The sequence below is a fragment of the Rhodoferax sp. AJA081-3 genome, assembly GCF_017798165.1.
Classification (GTDB): Bacteria; Pseudomonadota; Gammaproteobacteria; order Burkholderiales; family Burkholderiaceae_C; genus Allorhodoferax.
Window position 1 is genome coordinate 3,672,452 of record NZ_CP059068.1, and the last position, 21,385, is coordinate 3,693,836.

At 60.5% G+C, this 21,385-nt stretch carries 25 protein-coding genes; 5 read left to right on the forward strand and 20 right to left on the reverse strand.

The features are described 5' to 3' along the window. From HZ993_RS17210 to HZ993_RS17275, 14 genes are all read right to left on the reverse strand, one after another. The gene (locus HZ993_RS17210) at positions 1-1,188 is read right to left on the reverse strand and encodes a trans-acting enoyl reductase family protein (protein WP_209393963.1); all 1,188 of its coding nucleotides are present in this window, start codon (positions 1,186-1,188) and stop codon (positions 1-3) included. Between the two features lie 102 nt (positions 1,189-1,290). Next, on the reverse strand, positions 1,291-3,048 hold the full coding sequence (locus HZ993_RS17215) for a hypothetical protein (RefSeq protein WP_209393964.1): 1,758 nt from the start codon (positions 3,046-3,048) through the stop codon (positions 1,291-1,293). Between the two features lie 154 nt (positions 3,049-3,202). Beyond that, positions 3,203-3,556, reverse strand: a complete 354-nt coding sequence (locus tag HZ993_RS17220; protein ID WP_209393965.1) for a DUF1428 domain-containing protein — start codon at positions 3,554-3,556, stop codon at positions 3,203-3,205. Positions 3,557-3,583: 27 nt separating this feature from the next. After that, a complete protein-coding gene (locus HZ993_RS17225; RefSeq protein ID WP_209393966.1) occupies positions 3,584-3,952 on the reverse strand; it encodes a YciI family protein in 369 nt (122 codons plus the stop codon). A 13-nt stretch (positions 3,953-3,965) separates the two neighbouring features. After that, positions 3,966-4,535: a YceI family protein gene (locus HZ993_RS17230; RefSeq protein ID WP_209398558.1), complete on the reverse strand. Its 570-nt coding sequence runs from the start codon at positions 4,533-4,535 to the stop codon at positions 3,966-3,968. Positions 4,536-4,546: 11 nt separating this feature from the next. Next, positions 4,547-4,954 carry an SRPBCC family protein gene (locus tag HZ993_RS17235; protein ID WP_209393967.1) on the reverse strand — a complete coding sequence of 136 codons (408 nt, stop codon included), beginning with the start codon at positions 4,952-4,954 and terminating at the stop codon, positions 4,547-4,549. Positions 4,955-5,056: 102 nt separating this feature from the next. Next, positions 5,057-6,316 carry an RNA polymerase sigma factor gene (locus tag HZ993_RS17240; RefSeq protein WP_209393968.1) on the reverse strand — a complete coding sequence of 420 codons (1,260 nt, stop codon included), beginning with the start codon at positions 6,314-6,316 and terminating at the stop codon, positions 5,057-5,059. Between the two features lie 253 nt (positions 6,317-6,569). Further along, complete coding sequence (locus tag HZ993_RS17245; RefSeq protein WP_209393969.1) at positions 6,570-6,980, reverse strand: hypothetical protein; 411 nt, start codon at positions 6,978-6,980, stop codon at positions 6,570-6,572. A gap of 111 nt (positions 6,981-7,091) precedes the next feature. Next, positions 7,092-8,450, reverse strand: a complete 1,359-nt coding sequence (locus HZ993_RS17250) for an ATP-binding protein (RefSeq protein WP_209393970.1) — start codon at positions 8,448-8,450, stop codon at positions 7,092-7,094. Next, complete coding sequence (locus HZ993_RS17255) at positions 8,447-9,118, reverse strand: response regulator transcription factor (RefSeq protein WP_209393971.1); 672 nt, start codon at positions 9,116-9,118, stop codon at positions 8,447-8,449. Before HZ993_RS17255 ends, HZ993_RS17250 begins: the two co-directional genes overlap by 4 nt. A gap of 5 nt (positions 9,119-9,123) precedes the next feature. After that, complete coding sequence (locus tag HZ993_RS17260) at positions 9,124-9,369, reverse strand: PepSY domain-containing protein (protein WP_245213670.1); 246 nt, start codon at positions 9,367-9,369, stop codon at positions 9,124-9,126. A 23-nt stretch (positions 9,370-9,392) separates the two neighbouring features. Further along, complete coding sequence (locus HZ993_RS17265) at positions 9,393-9,923, reverse strand: glycine zipper 2TM domain-containing protein (protein ID WP_245213671.1); 531 nt, start codon at positions 9,921-9,923, stop codon at positions 9,393-9,395. 225 nt (positions 9,924-10,148) lie between these two features. Then, on the reverse strand, positions 10,149-10,628 hold the full coding sequence (locus HZ993_RS17270) for a hypothetical protein (protein WP_209393973.1): 480 nt from the start codon (positions 10,626-10,628) through the stop codon (positions 10,149-10,151). Between the two features lie 353 nt (positions 10,629-10,981). Beyond that, on the reverse strand, positions 10,982-11,389 hold the full coding sequence (locus tag HZ993_RS17275) for a DUF1428 domain-containing protein (RefSeq protein WP_209393974.1): 408 nt from the start codon (positions 11,387-11,389) through the stop codon (positions 10,982-10,984). Between the two features lie 199 nt (positions 11,390-11,588). Here HZ993_RS17275 and HZ993_RS17280 point away from each other — a divergent pair, with 199 nt between their 5' ends. Beyond that, positions 11,589-11,879, forward strand: coding sequence for a hypothetical protein (locus tag HZ993_RS17280; RefSeq protein WP_209393975.1), 291 nt, complete (start codon positions 11,589-11,591; stop codon positions 11,877-11,879). A 198-nt stretch (positions 11,880-12,077) separates the two neighbouring features. Here HZ993_RS17280 and HZ993_RS17285 read toward each other — a convergent pair whose 3' ends face one another. After that, a complete protein-coding gene (locus HZ993_RS17285; protein ID WP_209393976.1) occupies positions 12,078-12,524 on the reverse strand; it encodes a GNAT family N-acetyltransferase in 447 nt (148 codons plus the stop codon). A gap of 337 nt (positions 12,525-12,861) precedes the next feature. On the opposite strand from HZ993_RS17285, the gene HZ993_RS17290 reads away from it, so the two are divergent. Then, positions 12,862-13,275, forward strand: coding sequence for a hypothetical protein (locus tag HZ993_RS17290; RefSeq protein WP_209393977.1), 414 nt, complete (start codon positions 12,862-12,864; stop codon positions 13,273-13,275). 132 nt (positions 13,276-13,407) lie between these two features. Here the strand turns inward: HZ993_RS17290 and HZ993_RS17295 are convergent, their stop codons facing one another. The 3 genes from HZ993_RS17295 to HZ993_RS17305 are packed head-to-tail and all read right to left on the reverse strand — an operon-like array spanning position 13,408 to position 15,325. Further along, positions 13,408-13,884 carry a DUF6152 family protein gene (locus tag HZ993_RS17295; RefSeq protein ID WP_209393978.1) on the reverse strand — a complete coding sequence of 159 codons (477 nt, stop codon included), beginning with the start codon at positions 13,882-13,884 and terminating at the stop codon, positions 13,408-13,410. A gap of 41 nt (positions 13,885-13,925) precedes the next feature. Continuing rightward, positions 13,926-14,372 carry a hypothetical protein gene (locus tag HZ993_RS17300; RefSeq protein WP_245213672.1) on the reverse strand — a complete coding sequence of 149 codons (447 nt, stop codon included), beginning with the start codon at positions 14,370-14,372 and terminating at the stop codon, positions 13,926-13,928. A gap of 8 nt (positions 14,373-14,380) precedes the next feature. Further along, the gene (locus tag HZ993_RS17305) at positions 14,381-15,325 is read right to left on the reverse strand and encodes an AraC family transcriptional regulator (protein ID WP_209393979.1); all 945 of its coding nucleotides are present in this window, start codon (positions 15,323-15,325) and stop codon (positions 14,381-14,383) included. 137 nt (positions 15,326-15,462) lie between these two features. Here HZ993_RS17305 and HZ993_RS17310 point away from each other — a divergent pair, with 137 nt between their 5' ends. The 3 genes from HZ993_RS17310 to HZ993_RS17320 all read left to right on the forward strand — a co-directional run bounded on the left by HZ993_RS17310 (position 15,463) and on the right by HZ993_RS17320 (position 17,000). Beyond that, complete coding sequence (locus HZ993_RS17310) at positions 15,463-16,305, forward strand: NAD(P)H-binding protein (protein ID WP_209393980.1); 843 nt, start codon at positions 15,463-15,465, stop codon at positions 16,303-16,305. A 105-nt stretch (positions 16,306-16,410) separates the two neighbouring features. Continuing rightward, complete coding sequence (locus HZ993_RS17315) at positions 16,411-16,683, forward strand: YlcI/YnfO family protein (protein ID WP_209393981.1); 273 nt, start codon at positions 16,411-16,413, stop codon at positions 16,681-16,683. Next, on the forward strand, positions 16,680-17,000 hold the full coding sequence (locus HZ993_RS17320) for a type II toxin-antitoxin system RelE/ParE family toxin (protein WP_209393982.1): 321 nt from the start codon (positions 16,680-16,682) through the stop codon (positions 16,998-17,000). Before HZ993_RS17315 ends, HZ993_RS17320 begins: the two co-directional genes overlap by 4 nt. A gap of 127 nt (positions 17,001-17,127) precedes the next feature. Here the strand turns inward: HZ993_RS17320 and HZ993_RS17325 are convergent, their stop codons facing one another. Beyond that, complete coding sequence (locus HZ993_RS17325) at positions 17,128-19,356, reverse strand: malate synthase G (RefSeq protein WP_209393983.1); 2,229 nt, start codon at positions 19,354-19,356, stop codon at positions 17,128-17,130. A gap of 106 nt (positions 19,357-19,462) precedes the next feature. Beyond that, entirely contained in the window at positions 19,463-21,361 is a 1,899-nt protein-coding gene (locus HZ993_RS17330; RefSeq protein ID WP_209393984.1) for an SEL1-like repeat protein, read from the reverse strand. Positions 21,362-21,385: the final 24 nt, after the last annotated feature.

The following is a 21,385-nucleotide window of genomic DNA, read 5'->3' on the forward strand; positions in this document are numbered from 1 at the left end:
CTACTCTTCCATCGCAAACGTCAGGCCGGCATTGGCCTTCAAACGCGCGATGAGTTTGGTGCCCATGGCAGCAGCGGGCGTCCAGATGCCGCCCTTGGTATCCGTCGCATCCGTCAACAGGCACACGGCAGACTCGGCAATCATCTTGGACGTGGAGCCGTAGCCGGGGTCGCGGTCGCCGGTGACGCCCACCCGCACGGTATGGCCCGCTGCATCGTGGCCCAGGAACAAGGCGTCGTAGTGGCCGGCGTCGCGCTCGGCCTTGGACGGGCCTTCGCCGGGCTTGGGGCCATCGTCGGCACCCATGGATTTGTCGTTGGCCAGTGCATTGGCGCGCGCCTCGCCCTTTTCGCCGGTGCCGGTGACGGTCATCTCGTCGTAGACAAAATCGGTGCCATAGGGGTGGCCCAGCAAGAAGTTGGAGCGGTGCACATTGCGGGTGTTGATGGCGGCCATGACAAACGGTCCCACCCAGGCGCCTATGGCTTCGTCAAACAGCGGCTTGTTGCCAAAGGGTTGGGGCGGTCCTTCGAAACCCGGCGTCAGCGAAAAGGCGTTGCGCAGCAAGGCCATTTCTGCTGGGTTCTGCTTGGCGGAGACCATGGTCTCTTTCAGGCTGGCCGAGGTACCGCCGGAGAAGGTGCCCTTGAGCTTGCGCACCCGCCCGCGCACGCGGTTGGCGGTGGTGCCGTACTTCGCTTTCATCTCGTTTTGCAGCATCAGCACACCCAGGTCAAACGGAATGGAGTCAAAGCCGCACGAGAACACGATGCGCGCACCGCTGGCCTTGGCCGCGGCTTCGTTGGCGTCGATCATCTTGCGCATCCACACGGGCTCGCCGCAAAGGTCCACGTAGTCGGTGCCCGATGTGGCGCATGCCGCTACCAGTTCATTGCCGTACAGCTGGTAGGGGCCAACCGTGGTCAGCACCAGGCGCGTGCGGTCGGTCAAGGCCTTCAGGCTGGCCGGGTCCGTGCCTTCGGTGACGATCAGCGGTGTGTCGGCCGGGGCACCAATCTCCTCGCGTACCGCCGCCAGCTTGCTGGCACTGCGCCCGCCCATGGCCCAGTGCAGGCCGCTGGTGTTGGACCCATTGGGGTAACGGGCCATCAAGTACTCGACAACCAGGCGACCGGTGAAGCCGGTGGCGCCATGTACGACGATGTCGAATTCTTTGCTCTTGCTCATGGTTTGCGCTCCTGAATTGTTGGCTCTTGGGGTAGGGATCAGTCTACCGAAACTGCCCCAGCATGGCATCCATTTGCAGTCCCTGTGGCGACTGGGGGTGGGTCAGCGAATGGTTGGCAAAACGACCAACAGCAAAATGGCCGCAAACAGGCCAGCCAGCAATACCTTTTGAACCAGCGGCTTGTTTTTGAATGCCAGCCAGGCCAGCGCCTGATCGTCGACCAGGTGATCTGGTGGCAGGCGCGACAACACGGCGCGGTTGAGTAGGTCCATGTCGAACATGGGCTCTCCTACTGCTGCCGTCCTTCCGAGTGTTCTGAAGCGTATGACTTTTGCGCCCAATAGCAGGGCGTTACTGGAGGCGTGCACCTCATTCAACGGCGCTGCACACACCACTTGGTTGCTTCTGAACCATCCCACACGGTGCTCAGTGACTCGCAACTCAGAGGTCCGCAACAGGTCGCGCCAGGCGAACCAGGCGCTCGCGCAGGATGCGGCAATGCCGAGCATAGCGACGAACAGCAGTTTCCAGTTGCGAAGGACACTTTCAAGATTGCCAGGTGTGAGCCAAAGCCCCGCCAACGCTGTTGTAGCCGAAACGGCCAAAAGAAACGGCAGTAGCACAAAGAGCAGCACCTGCTTGCGTATCGCCTTGCGATAAGCCGCTGTCTGCTGCAACACTACCGGAAACTCCAGTGTGGTACCAACCCCACCCAAGGCTGCCAATGCAAGCTTGGCCTGGTTGTCAAATTGCCCGGGCAGCTTGGGTTTCTGGCCAAATCGCCAGCCCAGCAGGAGCCCCACCACAATGACGACCCCGCCACCCACCATGGCTCCTGTGCGCCACAACGCGCCCGTCCGCGCCTTCGCTTGCAGTGGGGCCAGTTCTGCCTGGAAGGCGGCACCACCAAACGTGCCCAGGTCGCGGCCTTGTGTGTCAATGCGGTTGATCGTGATCCGGGTGTAGTCGGCTACCAGGGCGGAATCACCCAATGTGTCGATGAACAGCGGGTCGCTGTCCTCGGCAAGTCCCGCCCTTGCGACGGGGAGCCGTTGGGCATCGAATACCAGCACATCGCCGTCGCGTTGCCGCTGCTTGACCGCCAGCATCCAGACCGTGCCGTCCGGGCCAAAAGCCACGTCCGTGACTTTGCCGCGGCCTGCCCTTGCCTTCCCGTGGTCGGCCGAGTACAGGCTGCGCAGCAGCTTGGGTGGCTGGCCGGGTGTGACCCGCAGCCAGATCAGGCGGCGGTTGTCGTTGTCGGCTACGGCCAATGTGTCGTCGCCAAGGTAGCGCAAGCGGTTGGGAAAAGCCAGAGGCAGCGTCTGCGGATCCGTGCTGGTCAGGGCCTTGCCTGCCAGGTCGAATACCTGCACGCGGCCGCTTTTGGCATCGGCGATGAAGACACGCTGCCCGATGGCGTCCACCGCCAGGTGGACGGCGAGGGAGCGCGGGTTGGTCTTGAGCTGCGGGCCCGTCATGGCGTTGCGGCAATCCTGCAGGCGCAGTTGCTCGGGGCTCCATATGCAGCGCAGCACTCGGGGCACCGTATCGTCAAAAAACCAGGCTTCCACGCGCTGCTGTGCGTCTACGGTCCAGTCCATATCGTTGGGGGCCTCGGTCAGGCCTAGCGTCTGCAGCTCTTGGCGCACGATGCGTTGCCCCGCGGCATCCAGCACATGCAAGGCCTTGTTGGCGATGACCGCGACGTGTTCACCGCCTTGCACGGTCTTGAAGACGCGCAGGGCTGTAATTCCATTGCCAGGGTCTTCCAGCCTCTGACCATGCACAAAGGCCGCTAGGCACAGTGCAAAGCTGATCAGCAGCGGGATTGCCAGTTGCCATTCGCGTTTTGTCATGGGGTTTCGGTGATGGATGAAAGGGGGGCAGAATGTTTTGAGTATAAATGGCCTGCAGCCCTTGTCCTTGCTATGTAAATTGCTCCTAAATTAGGAGCAATATGGATTTTTAATCCCACGACAAACGGCATCCGAATGCGCCTGACGTGCGAGGCTACATCTCCACAATCGTCTGAAAGCCCCCATAAATCAGCCGTTTGCCGTCAAAAGGCATGGGATTGGCCTCTGATGTCATGCGGGGATCGGCCATGAGTTTTGGCCATGCCGAGTCGCGCACTGCGCGCGAAGGCCACACGACCCAGGAGAACACCACGCTTTCGTTCTCTTCTTTCTTGACCGCCAGCGGAAAGGAGGTGAGTTTTCCGTCTGGCACGTCATCACCCCAGCACTCCACCACCTTTAGCGCCCCGTATTCCTTGAAGAGCGGCGCGGCCTGCGTGGCGTGCTGGATGTATTTTTCCTTGTTCTCGTTGGGCACGGCGGCCACAAATCCATCGATGTAGTGCATGTTGAGCTCCTTGTTGTTTGAGTTGTTTTAGGAAGAAAGTTCGGGCGTGAAGGATTGAAAACCCGCTACGTCCAGTTCCCTCACCGGCCGTACTTCGATGCTGCCGTATTGCACCGGCGGGATCTTGGTGGCCAGGCGGATGGCGTCGTTCAGGTCTTTGGCCTCCAGCAGGTAGAAGCCTGCCAGTTGTTCCTTGGTTTCGGCAAAGGGGCCATCGGTCATGGACAACTGGCCATTGCGCACCCGCAGCGTGGTGGCGGTTTCTACCGGGTGCAGGGGTTCGGCAGCCAGCAGGTGCCCGCTTGCTTGCAGTCCCTTGGCCGCCTCGAAACACACGGCGTCCGGGCAGGCGCTCCACTTTTCTTTGGACAGGTAGACCAGGCAGAGGTACTTCATGGAAGTCTCCTACTCACTTTGTGGCCACCGCTTCGACCTGGATGCGCAGGCCCACATCCATGCTGAAGCCATAGTCCTTGCCGGCCGACAGACCAAAGGCGTCCCGTTTGAAGCTGCCACTGGCGTCCGCGCCACAGAGCTCGCGTTTGAGCATGGGGTGAGGGATGCACTTGAAAAGATGGATGCTGAGGTTGACCGGATGTGTGTGGCCATTGAGCGTCAGCGCACCGCTAACCTGTGTCGGGCTGCCATCCACAAACTTTTCCAGGCTGCCTTTGTAGGTGGCGCGGCGAGACTTCTTCACGTTGAAGAAGTCTTTGCCCGTCGCCCAGGCGTTCATGGCAGGCAGGCCGAAGTCGATGGATGCCAGATCAATGGTGATCTCCACCGTGCCGGTTCCTGCAGCGTTGTCCAGCATCACGGTGCCGGAATTTTTGGTCATCTTGCCCCGCCAGACCGAGATACCCATGTGGTCGGCCTCAAAACTGGGGTAGGTGTGGGCCGGGTCTATGGTGTAGCTGACCGGTGCAGCCACAGCACTGCCAGATGCGACCAGCGCAAGTGCAGCCCACAAGGTTTTCAAACGGGACGTGATCACTTGGATGCCTCCACGTGTTGCGCAAACTTGTTCAGAATGGATTGCCAGCCGAAGCGCTGCTGCTCCACCGGGTGTTCGTTCTCAGCGTCAAAGGTAGAGCGCACGGTGACACCGTCGGCACCTTCAATGAATTCGACAGTGCCGGTGCGGTCGCCAAAGGCGTATTCGATGCGCTGGTTGGGCACGATCTTGGTGTAGGTGCCCGCAAAGTCAAATCCAAAGCTGCCGTCCTTGGCCTCCATGCGGGACGAGAAGGCACCGCCTTCGCGCAGATCGACCGTGGATTGGGTGGTGTGCCAGTCGTCGGACGCGGCGTTCCACTGGACGATGTCGGCGGGGGTGGTGTACGCGGCCCAGACCTTGGCAACAGGGGCGTGGATAAGGGTTTCAACGGTGATTTGCATGGGAGTGAGTCCTTTGGGTTGGATGCCTTTAGGCGGCGGGTTTAAACAAACTAGTCGAACAAGCCAGGGCCATTTCGACATCGACGACAAAAAAATATTGGATCAGCTTGCAATTTCCGACAAACGCCGCTCCAGGAAGCGGCGTTCGGGCTCCAGTTGTACCCGTGCCAAAGCTGCCTGGTAAGAGGCACGTGCTTCGTCCCACCGTTGCAACCTGCGGCACAGGTCGGCCCGCGCCGCATGGGCCAGGTGGTACTCCTGCATGGCAGGGATCGTGAGGAGTTCATCCACCAACGCGATACCTTGCGCACACCCGGCGTGCATGGCAACAGCCACCGCTCGGTTGAGCGCCACGACGGGGGAGGGCTCCATGCGCAGCAGCTCGTCGTAGAGGCCAACAATCTGGGCCCAATCGGTCTGGTCGGCAGTTTGGGCCTCTGCATGTACTGCAGAAATGCCGGCCTGCAGAGCATAGGGACCAATGCCGGGCATGTGCAGGGCCTTCTCCACCAGGGCGCAGCCCTCTGCAATCAGGTCGGCATTCCAGCGTGTGCGGTCCTGTTCTTCCAGAGGGATCAGCTTGTCCGCGCCGTCTGTTCGTGCGGCGCGGCGCGACTCGTGCAGCAGCATCAGCGCCAGCAAACCATGGACTTCGGCCAAGGGCGGGGGTGGCAACACGGTGGCGATCAGCCGGGTCAGGCGTATGGCCTCTTGCGACAGGTCGGCACGGGTCAGCAGCGCGCCCGATGACGGAGAGTAGCCTTCGTTGAACACCAGGTAGAGCACCCGCAACACGCTGGGCATGCGCGCGGCCAGTTCATCGGCCTCGGGCACGCGGTAGGGAATCTTGGCGTCCCGTATCTTGGCCTTGGCACGCACGATGCGCTGCGCCAGCGTGGGCGCAGGCGTCAGGTAGGCGCGTGCGATCTCTTCGGTGGTCAGGCCACAAACCTCGCGCAGCGTGAGCGCCACCTGGGCATCGGGCGCGAGGGCAGGGTGGCAGCAGGTGAAGATCAGGCGCAGCGAATCGTCTTCCAGCTCGGCCGATGATGCGTCGGCGGCGGGCTGCGTTTCATCGGCAATCGCATCCAGCGGCTGGTCCATGGTTTCGGTGGACGTGAAACGTGCCTGCCGGCGGATGCTGTCAATGGCCTTGAAGCGCCCGGCCGACACCAGCCAGGCTGAGGGGTTGCCGGGCACACCCTGCGCGGGCCACTGCTCCAGCGCAGCGCGAAAGGCCTCGTGCAGCGCCTCTTCTGCCAGATCAAAATCACCCAGCAGCCGCACCAGCGTGGCAAAGACGCGCCGCGCATCGCGGCGGTACACGGTTTCAATCGCTTGTGTGGTGTGGGCCGTGCTCATGTCTCAAGAATATCGCAAACGACCGGTACATCCGAGGTCGGCGCGTATTCCTGAAATTGCTGACCGGCCTGCGTGTCTTGGCTAGGATGTTCATCGAAAGGCGCGCTGAATCTTGGCTGGACTCGACCCGAACCTGCGGTCGCTTCCAAACACACTCCAGACTATTGCCATAGCCCCAACTGGGTGTGCTGGGGTGCCGTCTGGTGCCCACCGGAATGACCCCGAGGCGTCAGATGGACGAAGACATCTCCGCTCACCGCCAGTTCGGATTACCCGGGAAACGGTCGTAGCGGTTGGGGATGCCGTCATTGTCGTAGTCACGCATGTGGCGACGGTTGTTCATGTCGCGGCCATGGTGGTGGCGTTGGTGGCCCCAACCACCGTACACAGGAGCCGGCTGCGTGTAGTAGACAGGGCGGGGATTCCGATAGCTCGATATCGGCTGGGCATAGACGGGCTGGGGCTGCACATAGACTGGAGCTGGCTGCACGTACACAGGGCGGGGGTGCGCATAGACCGGAGCCGGTTGCACATAGACCCCAGGGGTTCCCAGCGTGATGGAGAATTGCACGTCGTCGCGCGCATGGGCCGTGGTGGCGGCAGCCAAAGTGCCCAGAGCCAAAGCGGCTGCGGCAAGAGACTTGAGGATAGTGATGCGGTTCATGGATTGCTCCTTGGATTGACAGGGTTCCATGGTGCGCCCTGGTGCCTGAACGCAAACTGAACCAAAGCAACAAAACCCGGCTAGAAGCTTGAATGAACGTAACACCGTGTTTCAGGCTGCGGGCAGCGCAATGTCCACATGAGCCCCACCCCAAGCAGAAGCCCCCAGCGCCAGAGTACCTTCGTGGCTGGCCACCAGGTCATTCACCACGGCCAGACCCACGCCGTGGCCGGGCACTTTTTCGTCCATGCGCACATGCAGTTGCAGAACGGCCTGCGTGTCGGTAAAGCCGGGGCCGTCATCTTGAACACTGATGCGCAGGTCACTACCTTCGCGCCACAGCCGCACGTCAACGCGCCCCGCGGCCCACTTGGCTGCGTTGTCCAACACATTGCCCAGCATCTCGAATGCGTCACCTTCGTCCATGCGCCAAGTCAGGTCGGGCGGGCAATCCACCGTGAAGACCAACTGTTTGTCGGCATAAACCTTGGCCAGCGAATCGCGAATGCGCCCCACCACCGGTGCTAGCGCCAGCGAGAGCGCAAAACGCGTGGCACCTCTAGCCCCTGCTCGGCCCAGTTGGTGCTGCACGATGTTGTCCATGCGCTTCACTTGTTGCGCCACGGTGTCAGCCAGTTGGTCGGGTTGGCCCAGGGCGGAGCGCAGCACGGCCAGCGGCGTTTTCAGGCTATGGGCCAGATAGCTCAGCGCCTCTTTGTAGCGCGTCTGGCGCACCCGCTCTTGTTTTATAAGGGTGTTGAGGTTGCCGGTGAGGGCGGCGATTTCGGCGGGGTAGCGACCCTGCACCTCGGCCTGCTCGCCGCTTTCAATACGGGCAATTTCTTGTGACACCCTATGCAGCGGCGCCAGGCCCCAACGCAACAGCAAGGTCTGCGACAGTAACAACAACAGACCCGCCCCGCCCAGCCAAGCCCACAGCGTGCGCTGAAAGGCCCTTGTTTCGCGATCGAACGCGACGCTGCTCTCCACCACCGATAACACCAGTCGCACACTGGCCTTGTCCTGCCCTGCCCAGCGCACGCCGTAGCTGGCAGACAAGAATGCGCCCGCAGGCGCCTGCACGGTGTCGTAACGCCACTCGCCCACCGGAACGTCGCCATCAAAGGGAGGAGCCAGCCCAAGGGTGGATGCCGATTGCCATGCCTCACCCCGCGCCACATTGACGATGCGGGCGTAGAGGCCCGAGCTAGGCAGGGACAGGCGGGGTTCGGCAAACTCAGCCGGCATGACCAGCGCCCCCGCAGCGTCCAGCTCGGCCCCGGCTAGCAAAAGGTATACCGTACTTTGCAAACGCGCGTAATGCGCGGCGCGCACGCCATCAGTATGGGCCCGTTGCAGGGCCACGCCGGCCACGGCCATGAATGACAACAACACTGCGGCTCCGCCCACCATCAGCCGCGCGCGGATCGACAACGCGTCAAACTTTATGGGAGGGGCGACTCGCGTCATTCAAGGGTGAAGCGGTAGCCGCGCCCGCGCAAGGTTTCTATCGGGGCCAGCGTGCCATCGGGGTCCAGTTTGCGGCGCAGGCGGCCCACCAGCACCTCCAGTACGTTGCTGTCGCGGTCCTGGTCGTGGGGGTAGAGGTAGTCGGCCAGCTCTTGCTTGCTGACCACACGTGCACGCTCGCGCACCAAGAATTCGAGCACACGGTATTCAAACGCCGTCAGCTCCATGGGCGCACCGTTTAGCTGGGCGGCCTGCGCAGCAATGTCCAGGCTGAGCGGCCCCACGGTCAGCACATCAGTAGCAGCCTTCATGGCGCGGCGCAGCAGCGCCTTGACGCGCGCGGCCAGCTCGGGGTATTCAAACGGTTTGACCAAGTAGTCGTCGGCGCCCGACTCCAGCCCAACCACCTTGTCTTGCCAGCTGCCGCGTGCAGTGAGGATGAGGATGGGCAAGGCTCTGCCATCGGCGCGCAGCCGTTGCACCACCGTGAGTCCATTGAGCTTGGGTAAACCTAGATCGACGATGACCAAGTCCACTGGGTACTCGCGTGCTTGGAACAGGCCGTCTTCCCCATCAGTGGCCTGATCCACCCGGTAGCCATCGGCCTCCAGACGCAGTGCGAGCGAAAGCCGCAGCGGCGCATCGTCTTCAATCAGCAGCAGGCGCATTTAAATTAAAGCGGCTTGCCCGTGGCGGCGTCGATCATCACCACCCGCACCTCGCCACCCGCAGTGACCAGCTTGACGCGCCACGCTGCCCTGTTGCCGACCTGGGCCTTGTCTACCGCCAGCACCCGCCCACCCGCCGCCTGACGAGCGGCAGCAGCAGCTTCATCTCGGCCCACGTCGGCCCACGCGGGCGCGCAGGCCAGCATAAGGGCGACGAGCAGCGAGTGTGCAATGCGGGAAGTCATGGGCATCATCGTACTACCGGAAGAGCGGTTTACCGCAGGGCAGGGCCAACGGGGTCCACCGACACACGCACCTGCAGGTATGGTCCGGGGTTTTCACGCATCAGGGTGGTGTAGGTCTGGCCGCGGTAGTCGTAAGCCACGCTGTAACCGGTCAGGCGTGCCTGGACATCGTTGACCACTTGGCAGCGGTTGACTTGGTGCGGGGCTTCCTGGACTTGCGCGTAGCGGCTATTGTTATTGCTGGCAATGCGGTCGCCAGCAATGGCTCCCACCAGCGCGCCCAAGGCTGTGGCAGCCTCGCGGCCCCCGCTGCCGCGGCCAACCTGATTACCCACTACACCACCGGCCAGCGCACCCAGTGCCACGCCACCATAGTGAGGGCCTTCGTTGTAGACGCGCGGGAGCGGAGTCACCCAATCGGTGCGGCACTCTTCGCGCGGCACGGTAACGTTTTCATACTGCGGCTCGGCGCTGCGCACGTGGGCGTTGTCAAAGAAAGTGTTGGCCTGCGCAGCAAAAGCGCCAACAGTACATGCGAGAGCGATAGCAAGACGTTTCATAGGATGCCTCTTTGGATTGGTATGGGGCATCTTGCGCGCGACTGGGTGAACGGTAGCTGAATGGATGTGAGAAAACGGCATGATCTATATGCACGGCCAATGCAGGCTACGGCCTGCGTCAGCAGAATTGGACCGGATGGTCCTAGCGCACATAAAAAAAGGACAGGTAAACCCTGTCCTTTTTTGAACCGTTGCAGGCATAACCTGCAAACAAGTGCTTGTCGATTACTTGCTACCGGCTGCTTTCACATCGGCCTTGGCTTCTGCTTTGACTGCAATGGTTTCAACTTTGGCAACACTCTTGTCTGCAGCGGCGTTGGTCTTCACGGTCTCTACCTTGGCGTCTGCCTTGATGGCAGTTTTGTCGGCTTTAGCGTCTGCGTTGGCACCGGCTTTTTCAGCTTTGGCAGTGGCCTTGGCTTTGTCTTCGGGGTCAGCCTTGGCTACGTCGGCCTTGGCCTTGGCTTTGGTGTCGGCGGACTTGGTCACAGCCTTGGTTTTCTCTTCAGCGGCTTTGACTTCTGCCTTTTCCACTTTGGCGTCGGCCTTGGCCTCAACCTTGGCTTCGCTCTTCACGGCAGCAGCGACTGCTTTTTCGGCCTTGGCTTCTGCCTTCACTACCGCTGGAGTGGCAGGGGCTGAGGCTTGCGCGAAAGCAGCGCCGGTAACCAGGGTGGCGATCAGAGTGGCGAGTAATTTGTTCATGGAAGTCCTTTGAGTAACATGTTGTCATCAAACAATGTTTGGTGATCTCATCCTCAACGCATCGCGTGACCATTCCGATGACACAAACTTACTTTAGCCCCGACAAAAGGCAAAGCGGAAGTGACTGCTGCCACCGGTAACTTTGGCTTAGGGATTGGATGATTAACGGCCACGCGATAGAAGACTGAATCGTTGCATACCGATGAAGCAACAGACCTTTGCTATGACGGTCAAGGCAATCCAAGAAACCAATCGCTAGTAGGCCAACTGCTTTAAGAACTGTACGCGGCTATCGCTTGTCTTCCGGAAAGCTGTCACTCGCCAATGCCCGCAGCTGGCCCTCAGCTGCGTGATTACGCATCTCTGACACCGAGTTGCATAGGTTTAAAGCCCGCCGCAATAAGCCGCCTGCCGTCGAATGCGGGAGGCTGATCACCAAACTGCATGCGCGGATCATTCGTGACCTTCACCATTCCTGCGTCCCGCGTGGCCTTGTCCGGCCACTCGACGTACGATAGAACGACCGTCTCACCCTGCCGAGCTCCTGCGGCAGCGACAAAACTTCCGTATTCAACCTGGGATTGTTTGGTTTCCGCACCGTGGTACGAGCTGACATCTGGTCCTGATTCATCAAGCCAGCATTCGATGACGTTTAGAGCTCCATACTCTGTAACCACCTTGGCAGAGATCCTGGCGAGCTCTTCGTAGGCAGCCTTGTTGGCTCGGGGAACCGGGGCGAGGAAGCAGTCGATGTAGTTCATGTGAACTCCTATGGCAATGGCGAACTGAGAAAAAACGTCCCGCCCATCAAAGCGGCTGATGCGACATACATTCTGGACTCATTGATTCAGGCTCACACCTCATCGCACAAGACTACGGTTGTGCTGGTTTTGTGTTCCCGAATACACTGAGGAAGAGTATCCCTGTACGTAGAGGCCCACCGTCAAATGGAGGAAGTTCATGAGTCAAGGATTTGGTCGTGAAGTACCAGCTCGCCATGTTCACACGGAACATCGAGAGGCAGCCAAGTACTTGGTCGTCATACCAGCTGCGGAGGGCCCGATTGCCAAGCTGCTTCTTGCCAACCGAGAGCAGACGGCGGAGTTGGACGCCAATACCGAAGAGGCAACGTCAATGACCAATGGGCTGACTGCTTTGATCGGCGCTACCGGCCCAGAGTGGGACCAAGCGCTTTCAGGCTATAGCGCTGCGGAACGCGCCGCCGCGAAGGTCTATACATTTAAGACGTAAGGTCGTTCCGGTCAGACGGATAGCAGAACGCGGTGAGATATCGCGTGCTGCGTTGGAATGCCAGTCTATTCTTTGTACGCCAATGTTTTGATGACCTTGACATCATTGATACCAATCAGATTCGTCAAATCGGTCATACATCAATCACTGCAATTGGCCCCATACGGAATTCCTTTGCACGTAAACTCTAGCCAGCGCCTACTCTGCACATTTCACAACGAACGCCTTCTTTGATTGGGCATCGAATCCTGCGCTTTCGTAGAAGTGATGGGTCGCGGCATCCTTGCGACCGGTCATTAGCATCACCTTGTAGCAGCGTTGCGACCAGCCAAATTCTAGGGCCCGGGCCAGCAGTGCCTTTCCATAGCCATTGCCTCGATGTTCTCTGTGGGTCACAACGTTTTCAATAAGCCCGTAAGGCCTAGCACCCCGCGTCAAGTTTGGGATAACCATGATCGTGCAACTAGAAATAAGTGCTTGGGCTATGAATCCACCAAAGTATCGACAGCGCGGATTTTCAAGCGCTTCTGCCCAAACTTGTCCAAGTTCGCGGCTACCCGGTGACGGATCGTCGTTGATGTGAAGATGGGTATATAGCTGAAGCAATCCATCAAGGTCCCCGGTTTGAAGCGTGCGAATCTGCATTTTTGAGTCCTAGCGAATTTGTGGAGGGTCCATTTTCAGAGAGACCTAGCCCACTGGAGCACACATTTGGTTGTCCGCTTTCGCTACGTTGTCCAAGAATAGATGGCGCTAAATTTACCTCAACCCGCTTCCCGAAACCGATCGTTCGCGATAGCCCGCAAGTGGCCCCAATTTCCACTCGACTCAAAGCGAGTCTGTCATATCGCGATAGGGATCTGTCAGTTGCTGTCGTTCAGTTAAAGTCCTCGCCCACAGGGTGAGGCTTGCCCATGTCGAGCACTTCGCATTTCGGTGGGCATCGATCCCCAATGACTTGGTTTGAAAAGAGAAAAACAAAATGCTGTTAACTGATATCGCCGTCGAGCACACGCTTGTGTCGAAAAAGAATGGGGTTCGTCAGACTTTTTTGCTGCATCCGTTTACCAATACGCAGCGCGATACGCTTGGTAAATTCGAGATCGTTCGTGACATCCGTGAGCCAGGGTTTAAGGGCGTTAAACGCTCAGCCTTTGTGACGTTTCAACAATTGGCGGAGTTGTATGCGAAAGGGGTACTCGAAGAATTCGGGTTTTCCGTTCGCATGTGTCCGGGTCAGGGCACGTACCCCACGGTGAATCCCGTAAAAAAGATACTGCCAACCAACATCAGTCCCAGTTCACCGTTCGACCTTGCTGTTCAAAAGGTGGATGTTTCAAAACCTGCCAATCGCGAATTGAGAACAGCTTTGCTTCGCACTAACGTCAAAATTTAAGGGCTTCTTCCTCATAGCAGTCATATTGGAATGTCTGAAACTGGCCCGGTACACACGAAACTAGGCAGACGCTCCAAAACATTACCAACACCGTTGGGCACTTCAGCGGATATAACCGACGAGCCCGCGCCATCAAGCTGGCGAAGACCGCAAGGCGTAGGTTTTGCCATCGAGCCACAGGTATTCAACCCGCAGTATGGCGCCGCCCTTTTCCTCTTTGAAGGTGAAGCCCAGCATGGCCAGTGTTTGCCCTGGTTTGATTTCGGGCACTTTCCAGGCTTCCATGCGCGAAAGTGGCGCTAGTTCAATTTCCCATGTTCTGTCCGTCCGTTTGGGCAAAACCGCCTTTTTCAACAAAGTGGGCCCGTCAACGCTGGCCGTTTGTGCCGGAACGCTGCGGCTGGCCAAGTCAGCAGGCAGCGCCAGCGTGGCCGACAGTTCAAGCATCAACTCAGTATGTGGGTTCTGCCATTTCACCCGTGTGGCCTTGCCCTCAAGGTACAGCGGGCGATCCAGATCAAAACTACTCCAACCGTGGTGCGCCAATGCATCCAGGCTGAATGGCAAAGTCGTAGTAGCAAGCAATTGAATAGCGGTTCGTCTGTCCATGCAAAACTCCGGTGGGTCGTGGTGTGATGAAAGGTTCAAGATTAAATATAGGCGATCCAGCGTCCACACCCTATCACCGCAATCCAGATGAGGGTGGACGCCACGGTCTGCAGTCGGGCGATGCCATCCAGCTTTACCAGCGAACCACGCCCGTGAAACCACGCCGCGTTGCATGCAGCCAGCGTCAGCAAACCCATCTTGACAACAAACGCGCGGTTGGCAATGAGCTCGTTGGCCTGGCTCACAAACATCAGCATCCCGGAAAGGGCAGCCAGCCCGAACCCGGTCGCAACCAGCACCAAAGTCAGGCGGGCCAGGGCGGGCACGGGCAGCGCAGCCCCAGCGCCCCACACACGCAGCTCCAGCAACACCAGATTGCCCAACAGCAACGCGATGCCAATGATGTGGAAAACCTCTAGCGCAGGGTAGGCAAAAGCGTGTGTTCTGATGGGGGAAAAGGCCAGGGCCAAGGCGTCGATGGGTTGCACAATCGGCCTCAGGCGATACGCCAAGCCAGTGACTTGTCCTGCATATCCTGGCGGCGGAAGTCGCGCGGGGCCAAGCCCACCGTGCGCTTGAACACCTTGGAAAAGCTGAACGCATCGGTGTAGCCGACCTCCCGGGCAATCTGCTCCAGTGAGCGCTCAGACTCGCTCAGCGCGGCCATGGCCTTTTGCATGCGCACCGTGCGCAAATAGTTGAGTGGCGTATTGCCCATGGATTCGCGAAAACGCTCCGCCAGACTGGTGCGCGACAGCCCTGCGTGTTGTGCCAATTTGTCCAGCGTCCAGGCGTGTGCGCAGTCGTCGTGCATGGCCTGTACCGCCTTCATCACCAGAGGGTCCTGGATGCCGTGGCTCCAGCACGATGCGCCCTCACCCTGGCGCTGCAGCATTTCGCGCATCAGCAATACAAATATCACGTCCATCAGCCCGTACACCAGGGTTTCACTGCCCAGCTCGCGCAACGCCAGTTCCTGCTGCAGCAGCTCCATGCTGTGCGCCATGGCGCGGGGGTAGGGTCCATCCTGTGCACGCAAAACCAGCCAGTCAGGCATCTCTGCAAAAAACGGATGCACCGGTGTGTGCCAGAACTGGTAAGCACCGCTGAGGAGGGCGTTCTGCGGGGCCTCGCCAGGCGCCCCATTCTCTGGCAAGGGCAATGGCTGGTCGAGGGCAAAGGTCTGCACCGATCCCATGTCTTCATGGGTGCTGATGGTGTGCACGCAGCCGCGCGCCATGACGGCCACATCTCCGGTTTGCAGACACAGGGGCTGCGGCAGGGTTGGAGCATGCAAATACACCTGCCCCGCCGTGACCACGTGCAAGCCCATGCTGCGTTCGCACGGGAACTGCAGGGCGGTGGCTTCGCGCAGGTGGCGCTGGTCCAAGAGCCGGCGGCGCAGCCCCGCCTGGCGGAAGATGTCAGTCAATAGGTCCATAGGTCTGAAGGCCAGTTGCGAAGTGAGTGGGATGATTCGTTTGTACGATTGGACATGAAAAATGGTTTTTTGTCTATTCAGAGTTCGGTGTTTTGGACGGATCATCCACCCATCAACCACTCTGATAGGAAATGAATATGTCTCGCACACTCGTCATCGGTGCCAACGGCACGGTCGGTTCTGAACTCGTACGCTTGTTGCGCGCGGCAGGGCACAACGTGCTCAAAGCGACCAGCCGCCCGGTCACCGACCCCGCCACCGAGGTACACCTGAATCTGCTGACCCGTGCCGGCCTGGACACTGCGCTGCAGGGTGTCAGCAAAGTGTTCATGTTGTCCCCACCCGGCCATACCAACCAGGACGAACTGCTCAACCCGGTGGTGGACGCAGCCAAGGCCAACGGCGTGCAGAAGATCGTTCTCATGACCGCCATGGGGGCCAATGCCGATGACAACGCGCCCCTGCGCAAAGCCGAGCTGCATCTGCAAAACTCGGGCCTGGCGTACAACATCATCCGGCCCAACTGGTTCATGCAGAACTTCAACACCTTCTGGATCCAGGGCATTCTGGAGCACGGCAAGATTTTCCTACCCGTGGGCGCCGCCAAAGGCAGCTTCATTGATGCACGCGATATCTCTGCCGTGGCTGCGCGACTGTTGAGTACGGATGACTTCAACCAGCGCGACTTTGACCTGACCGGTGGGGTGGCAATGGACCACGACGCGGTGGCCGCGATTCTGTCGAGAGTGACCGGCCAGACGATCACCTACCAGGACATCCCTGAGGGCGACATGCGCGGCGCCTTGTTGCAGGCAGGCCTGCCACCGGCCTATGCCGAGTTTCTGCTGATGATCTTGGGCTTCTTTAAGCTGGGCTATTCAGAGCGCACGACGGACGCCGTGCAGACCCTGTTGGGCCGCCCGCCCATTACGCTGGAGCAATATGCGGCCGACTACCGTAGTGCGTGGGTTAAGGCCTGAAGCGCATCCGCCACGCTGACACCCTGTGGAGGGCCGGCGTGGCGGTACCGTACAAAAAAGGCGCTACACTGATTGCATCGCAACTGCAACGCAATACCTGCCCCCATGAAAACCGCCACCCTGCCTTCGCTCCGCGTGGAACCCCAGTTGCGCGCTGCTGCCGAAAGCGTGTTGCGTGATGGCGAAACGCTGACCAGCCTGATGGAAACCGCCGTGCGCGAAACCATTGCACGGCGGCGCACGCAAGGCGAGTTTCTGGCACGCGGGCTGCGTGCAGCGCAAGACTCCAAGCAGACCGGCATCTATTACGCCGCCGAGGCGGTGCACGATGAGCTGGCCCAGCGGCTGGATGCCCGGCGCCGGCAGGTGCTGGGTTGAAGGCGCAGTTTGAAGTCCGCTACACCGCAGCGGCGCGTGAGGATGTGCTGCGTTTGTTCGATTTTTTGCTGGAGCGGGTGCAAACTATCGAGGACTTTGACGCCGCTCAGGCCGCCATTGACGCCCTGCGCAATGCGGTGCAAAACCACCTGAGCCGCACGCCGTTCATCTACCGCAAGGCCGGTGACAGTGCATTTGTGCGGGAGCTGATCATTCCCTTTGGCCACTCGGGCTTTGTTGCGCTCTTTGAGATTGCAGGTGCTGAGACCGTCAACATTTTGGCCGTGCGGCATCAGCTCGAAGACGACTACCACTGAGCCAAAAGCAAAACGGCACCCTAGGGTGCCGTTTCATTCAGGAAGACTATAAGCCAAATCGGCCTCTAGCCCCCGTATTCATTCACGGAGTTGCTCCTAATTTTGGAGCAAATTCCCGCCCTGCCGATCAGGCCGCAGCCTTGACCTTCAAGCGCCAGGCATGCAACAGCGGCTCGGTGTAGCCGCTAGGTTGGGCCAAGCCCTTGAACACCAGCTCACACGCCGCCTTGTAGGCCATCGACGTGTCAAAGTTTCCGGACATGGGCTGGTACAGCTTGTCACCGGCATTCTGCTTGTCCACCACGGCCGCCATGCGCTCAAAGGTCTCGGTGATCTGCTCTTTGGTGACGACACCGTGGTGCAACCAGTTGGCCATGTGCTGGCTGCTGATGCGCAGTGTGGCGCGGTCTTCCATCAGGCCGATGTTGTGGATGTCGGGCACCTTGGAGCAGCCCACTCCTTGGTCAACCCAGCGCACCACGTAGCCCAAGATACCCTGGGCGTTGTTGTCCAGCTCCTGCTGTTTCTCGGCAGCAGTCCAGTTGGGGGTAGCGGTCACAGGCACTTGCAGCAGGTTGTTCAGGATGCCATCGCGGGCCTTTTCGTAGTTGGTCTTTTCCAGATCCTTTTGCACATCGCTGACCAGCAACTGGTGGTAGTGCAGCGCGTGCAGCGTGGCGCCGGTGGGGCTGGGCACCCAGGCGGTGTTGGCGCCGGCCTTGGGATGGGCAATCTTCTGCTCCATCATGGCCTTCATCAGGTCAGGCATGGCCCACATGCCCTTGCCGATCTGCGCCTTGCCGCGCAGGCCGCAGCTCAAGCCCACCAGCACATTGTTCTTCTCATACGCAGCGATCCAGGCGCTGGTCTTCATGTCGCCCTTGCGGATCATGGGGCCGGCTTGCATGGCGGTGTGCATCTCGTCGCCGGTGCGGTCCAGGAAGCCGGTGTTGATGAAGGCCACACGGCTAGAGGCGGCGGCAATACAGGCCTTCAGGTTGACGGATGTGCGGCGCTCTTCGTCCATGATGCCCAGCTTGACGGTGCTGTCCTTCAAGCCCAGCATCTTCTCGACACGGGTGAACAGTTCGGCGGCAAAGGCCACCTCGGCGGGGCCGTGCATCTTGGGCTTGACGATGTAGACCGAGCCTTTGCGCGAATTGCGGATCGCGTCTTTTTTGGTGCGGGCCAGGTCGTGCATCGCGATCGTGGTGGTGACCACGGCGTCCATGATGCCTTCGGGAATCTCTTGCGTGCTGCCGTCTTTGGCGGTGTACAGGATGGCCGGGTTGGTCATCAGGTGGCCGACATTGCGGACAAACATCAACGAGCGGCCGTGCAGCGTGACTTTGCCCTTGCCGTTGGCTGCGGAGTACACACGGTCTGCGTTCAGGCCACGGGTTAGCGTCTTGCCACCCTTTTCAAATGATTCGGTCAGCGTGCCATTCAGAATGCCCAGCCAGTTGCTGTAGGCCAGCACCTTGTCATCGGCATCGACCACGGCAACCGAGTCCTCCAGGTCCAGGATGGTCGAGAGTGCGGCTTCCAGCACTAGGTCGGCCACGCCGGCGGCGTCACTTTTGCCGATGGGGGTGGCGCGGTTGATGATGATGTCCAGGTGCAGACCGTTGTGCTGCAGCAGAACGGATGAAGGTGTTTTAGCCTCGCCCTGGAAACCGATGAACTGCGACTTGTCTGCCAGTTTGGAGGTAGAGCCATCCTTCAATGTGACCACCAGGTCACCGCCCTTGACGGCGTAACCGGTGGAGCCCACGTGTGAACCCTTCTTCAGCGGCGCCGTACGGTCCAGCACATGGCGTGCATATTCAATAACCTTCTTGCCACGTTTGGCGTTGTAGCCCTTTGGCCCAACCTTTTCGCAGCCTTTTTCTTCGCTTATCACATCCGTGCCATACAGCGCGTCATACAAGCTGCCCCAGCGTGCGTTGGCGGCGTTCAGCGCGTAACGGGCGTTCAGCACCGGCACCACGAGTTGTGGGCCGGCTTGTTTGGCCAACTCGGCATCCACATTGCTGGTCGTGATCTTGGCCTTCTTGGGGCTCTCCACCAGGTAGCCGATTTTTGTCAGAAAGGCCTTGTAGGCGGGCATGTCGGTGATGGGGCCGGGGTTGGCGGTGTGCCAGGCATCCATCTCGGACTGGATGCGGTCGCGCTCAGCCAGCAGGGCGATGTTCTTGGGGGCCAGGTCGGCGACGATGGCGTCAAAACCCTTCCAGAAAACCTCGGGCGTTACGCCGGTGCCGGGCAACACCTTGTCTTCAATGAATTGGTGCAGAACGGTGGCCACTTGCAGGCCATGTGCAGCGGTGCGGGGGGTAGAGGATGGGGTGGTCATGGGAGAACTCTCCTAGAGTGATACGGGAATGGCTCTACTGTATTCGATACTTGTTGTGCGACTATATGGAGAAATATCAATCTATTCGTGACAATAAAGCGTGTAATCAGGTGCGGCCCCGCAGCATGTGCAGCAACACGGCCGCACCCACCAGAAAACCCGCGCCTGGCAACAGCGCCAGTGCACTCATCACCGCGCGTTTTATCCCGCCCCAGTCCAGATCGGCCGTGCAGCGCCAAACGCCAAAGGCACTCACCAGGCCCACGACCAGGGCGATGGGCTTAAAACTGCCCTTGCCCAGCGAGGTGATGAACATAAACCACAGCACAAAACCGAACATGCCCAGGCCCAGCGCCAGGTGGCCTACATGCAGGGCGGGGCGCGGGGCAGGCGTGTCTTGCCAATGCGCGTCGTCGTCCTCGTCTTCATCTTGCAGCGGCCGCGGTTGGCGGGACGATGGGCTGGGAGCCGTGGCCACGGGCAAAGCGCCCGCTGCAGCGGGCGGCACGGCGCGGGCCAGCGCTGCATGGCGCGCGTTGATCACGGCGGGCAGTTGTTTCAGATCGCGGCCCAGCTCCTGCGCCAGCGCCATCACTTCCTTGGAGTCGGCCGGGGTGGTGGCCATCAGGGCCAGTGTCTCCGGCTGCTCGACGCAGTATTTGGCGGCACGGGTGCGGGCCAGCTGCATCACGGCCTTGGCCGCCACGTCGTCGCGCGGCGTGCCGACCTGGTCCCACAGACGCACCGCCAGCCAGAACAGGCCGCGCGGGCTCTCCAGTGCGGCCGCGCGCATCAGCAGTTGGGGCACACGCGCCAGGTTGCGCTGGCTGGTGGGGTCCTTGAGACGCTCGGTGTCTTGGCCGGGGCGACGGCGAACGCTCTTGTCATACAGGTACTGGGCCAGAAAGTTCAGCCCGTCCACATCGTCCTGGGCCGCTGCGGCCTCCAGCAGGGCCAGCCCGCGCGCCATGTCCACCGGCACATTGCGCCAGCCGCGCAGCAGCACGTCGCCCAACAGGGCCTGGGCCAGGCTGAAGTTCTGGGCGGCAGAGCGCTCCAGCCACAACACGGCCAGTTTGACCAAGGCCGGCGTACCCTTGCCCGGGGCCTGCATGAACTTCAGCGCGAGTTTGCACTGGGCTTGCGGGCTGCCACCTTCTGCGCGGGCAACCAGGGCTGGCTCCACGCCCAGTGCCGCAGCTGCTTCGGCGGTGGCTGCGTCAGGAAGCGCGGCAGGGGCTGCACCACCATCGCCCGTGCCCTGCGTGGAAGGCGCACGTTGCAGTTCAGCGTCCACAAAGGCGACCAGGTCGGTGGTATTGCGCAAACCGTCCAGCAGTTGCGTCTGCAGTGATCGGTGCGCGGCCGGCACCTTGTCCAGGCACCAGCGCACCCGTTTGTCACGCTCTGGTGCCGTGCCACCCAGTTGGGCCAGCGCAGCGCCCAGGGCAGGGTGCGGCGGGGCCTTGCGGCCTTGCACAACCATCAGGGCCCATACGGTCAGCGCCTCGGGCAGGCGCTGGGGGGCGAGGCGGCGGCATTCCAGCCAGGCGGCGTTCCAGTCTTTGCGGACCACCGCATCGTCCAGACGGCAGGTGAACGAGGCGGCACTGTTCGGGCCTAGTGTCAGCACCTCGCCATGGGCCAGGTAGACCACACCGTTCTGGCCATCCATCACGTGCAGGCCCAGGTCATTGGCCTGCACGATGAGGTGGTTGAAGCTGAGCTCAAAATTGTCATCCCGTGCCCACAGGCCAATGTTGTAGGCGCGGTCCTTGTCGGGGCTGCTTTCCATCAACTCCAGGCCATGGTCATACATGTCGCCTTCACCGTCTTCCGTGTCGGGGAAGCGGGCCGCAAGGGCGCGGGCCAGCGCCAGGAAGCGCGGCTCGGGTGCGGCGCCCTCGGTGGCCCACACGGCATCGAGCTGGGCTTGCGCCTGCATCACGGTGGTGGGCAAGGGCTGGTCGGTGGGCTGGGGCCAGGCGGTCAGGGTAAAGCTCATAACAGGGCGTGGGTGTTTGGAGTG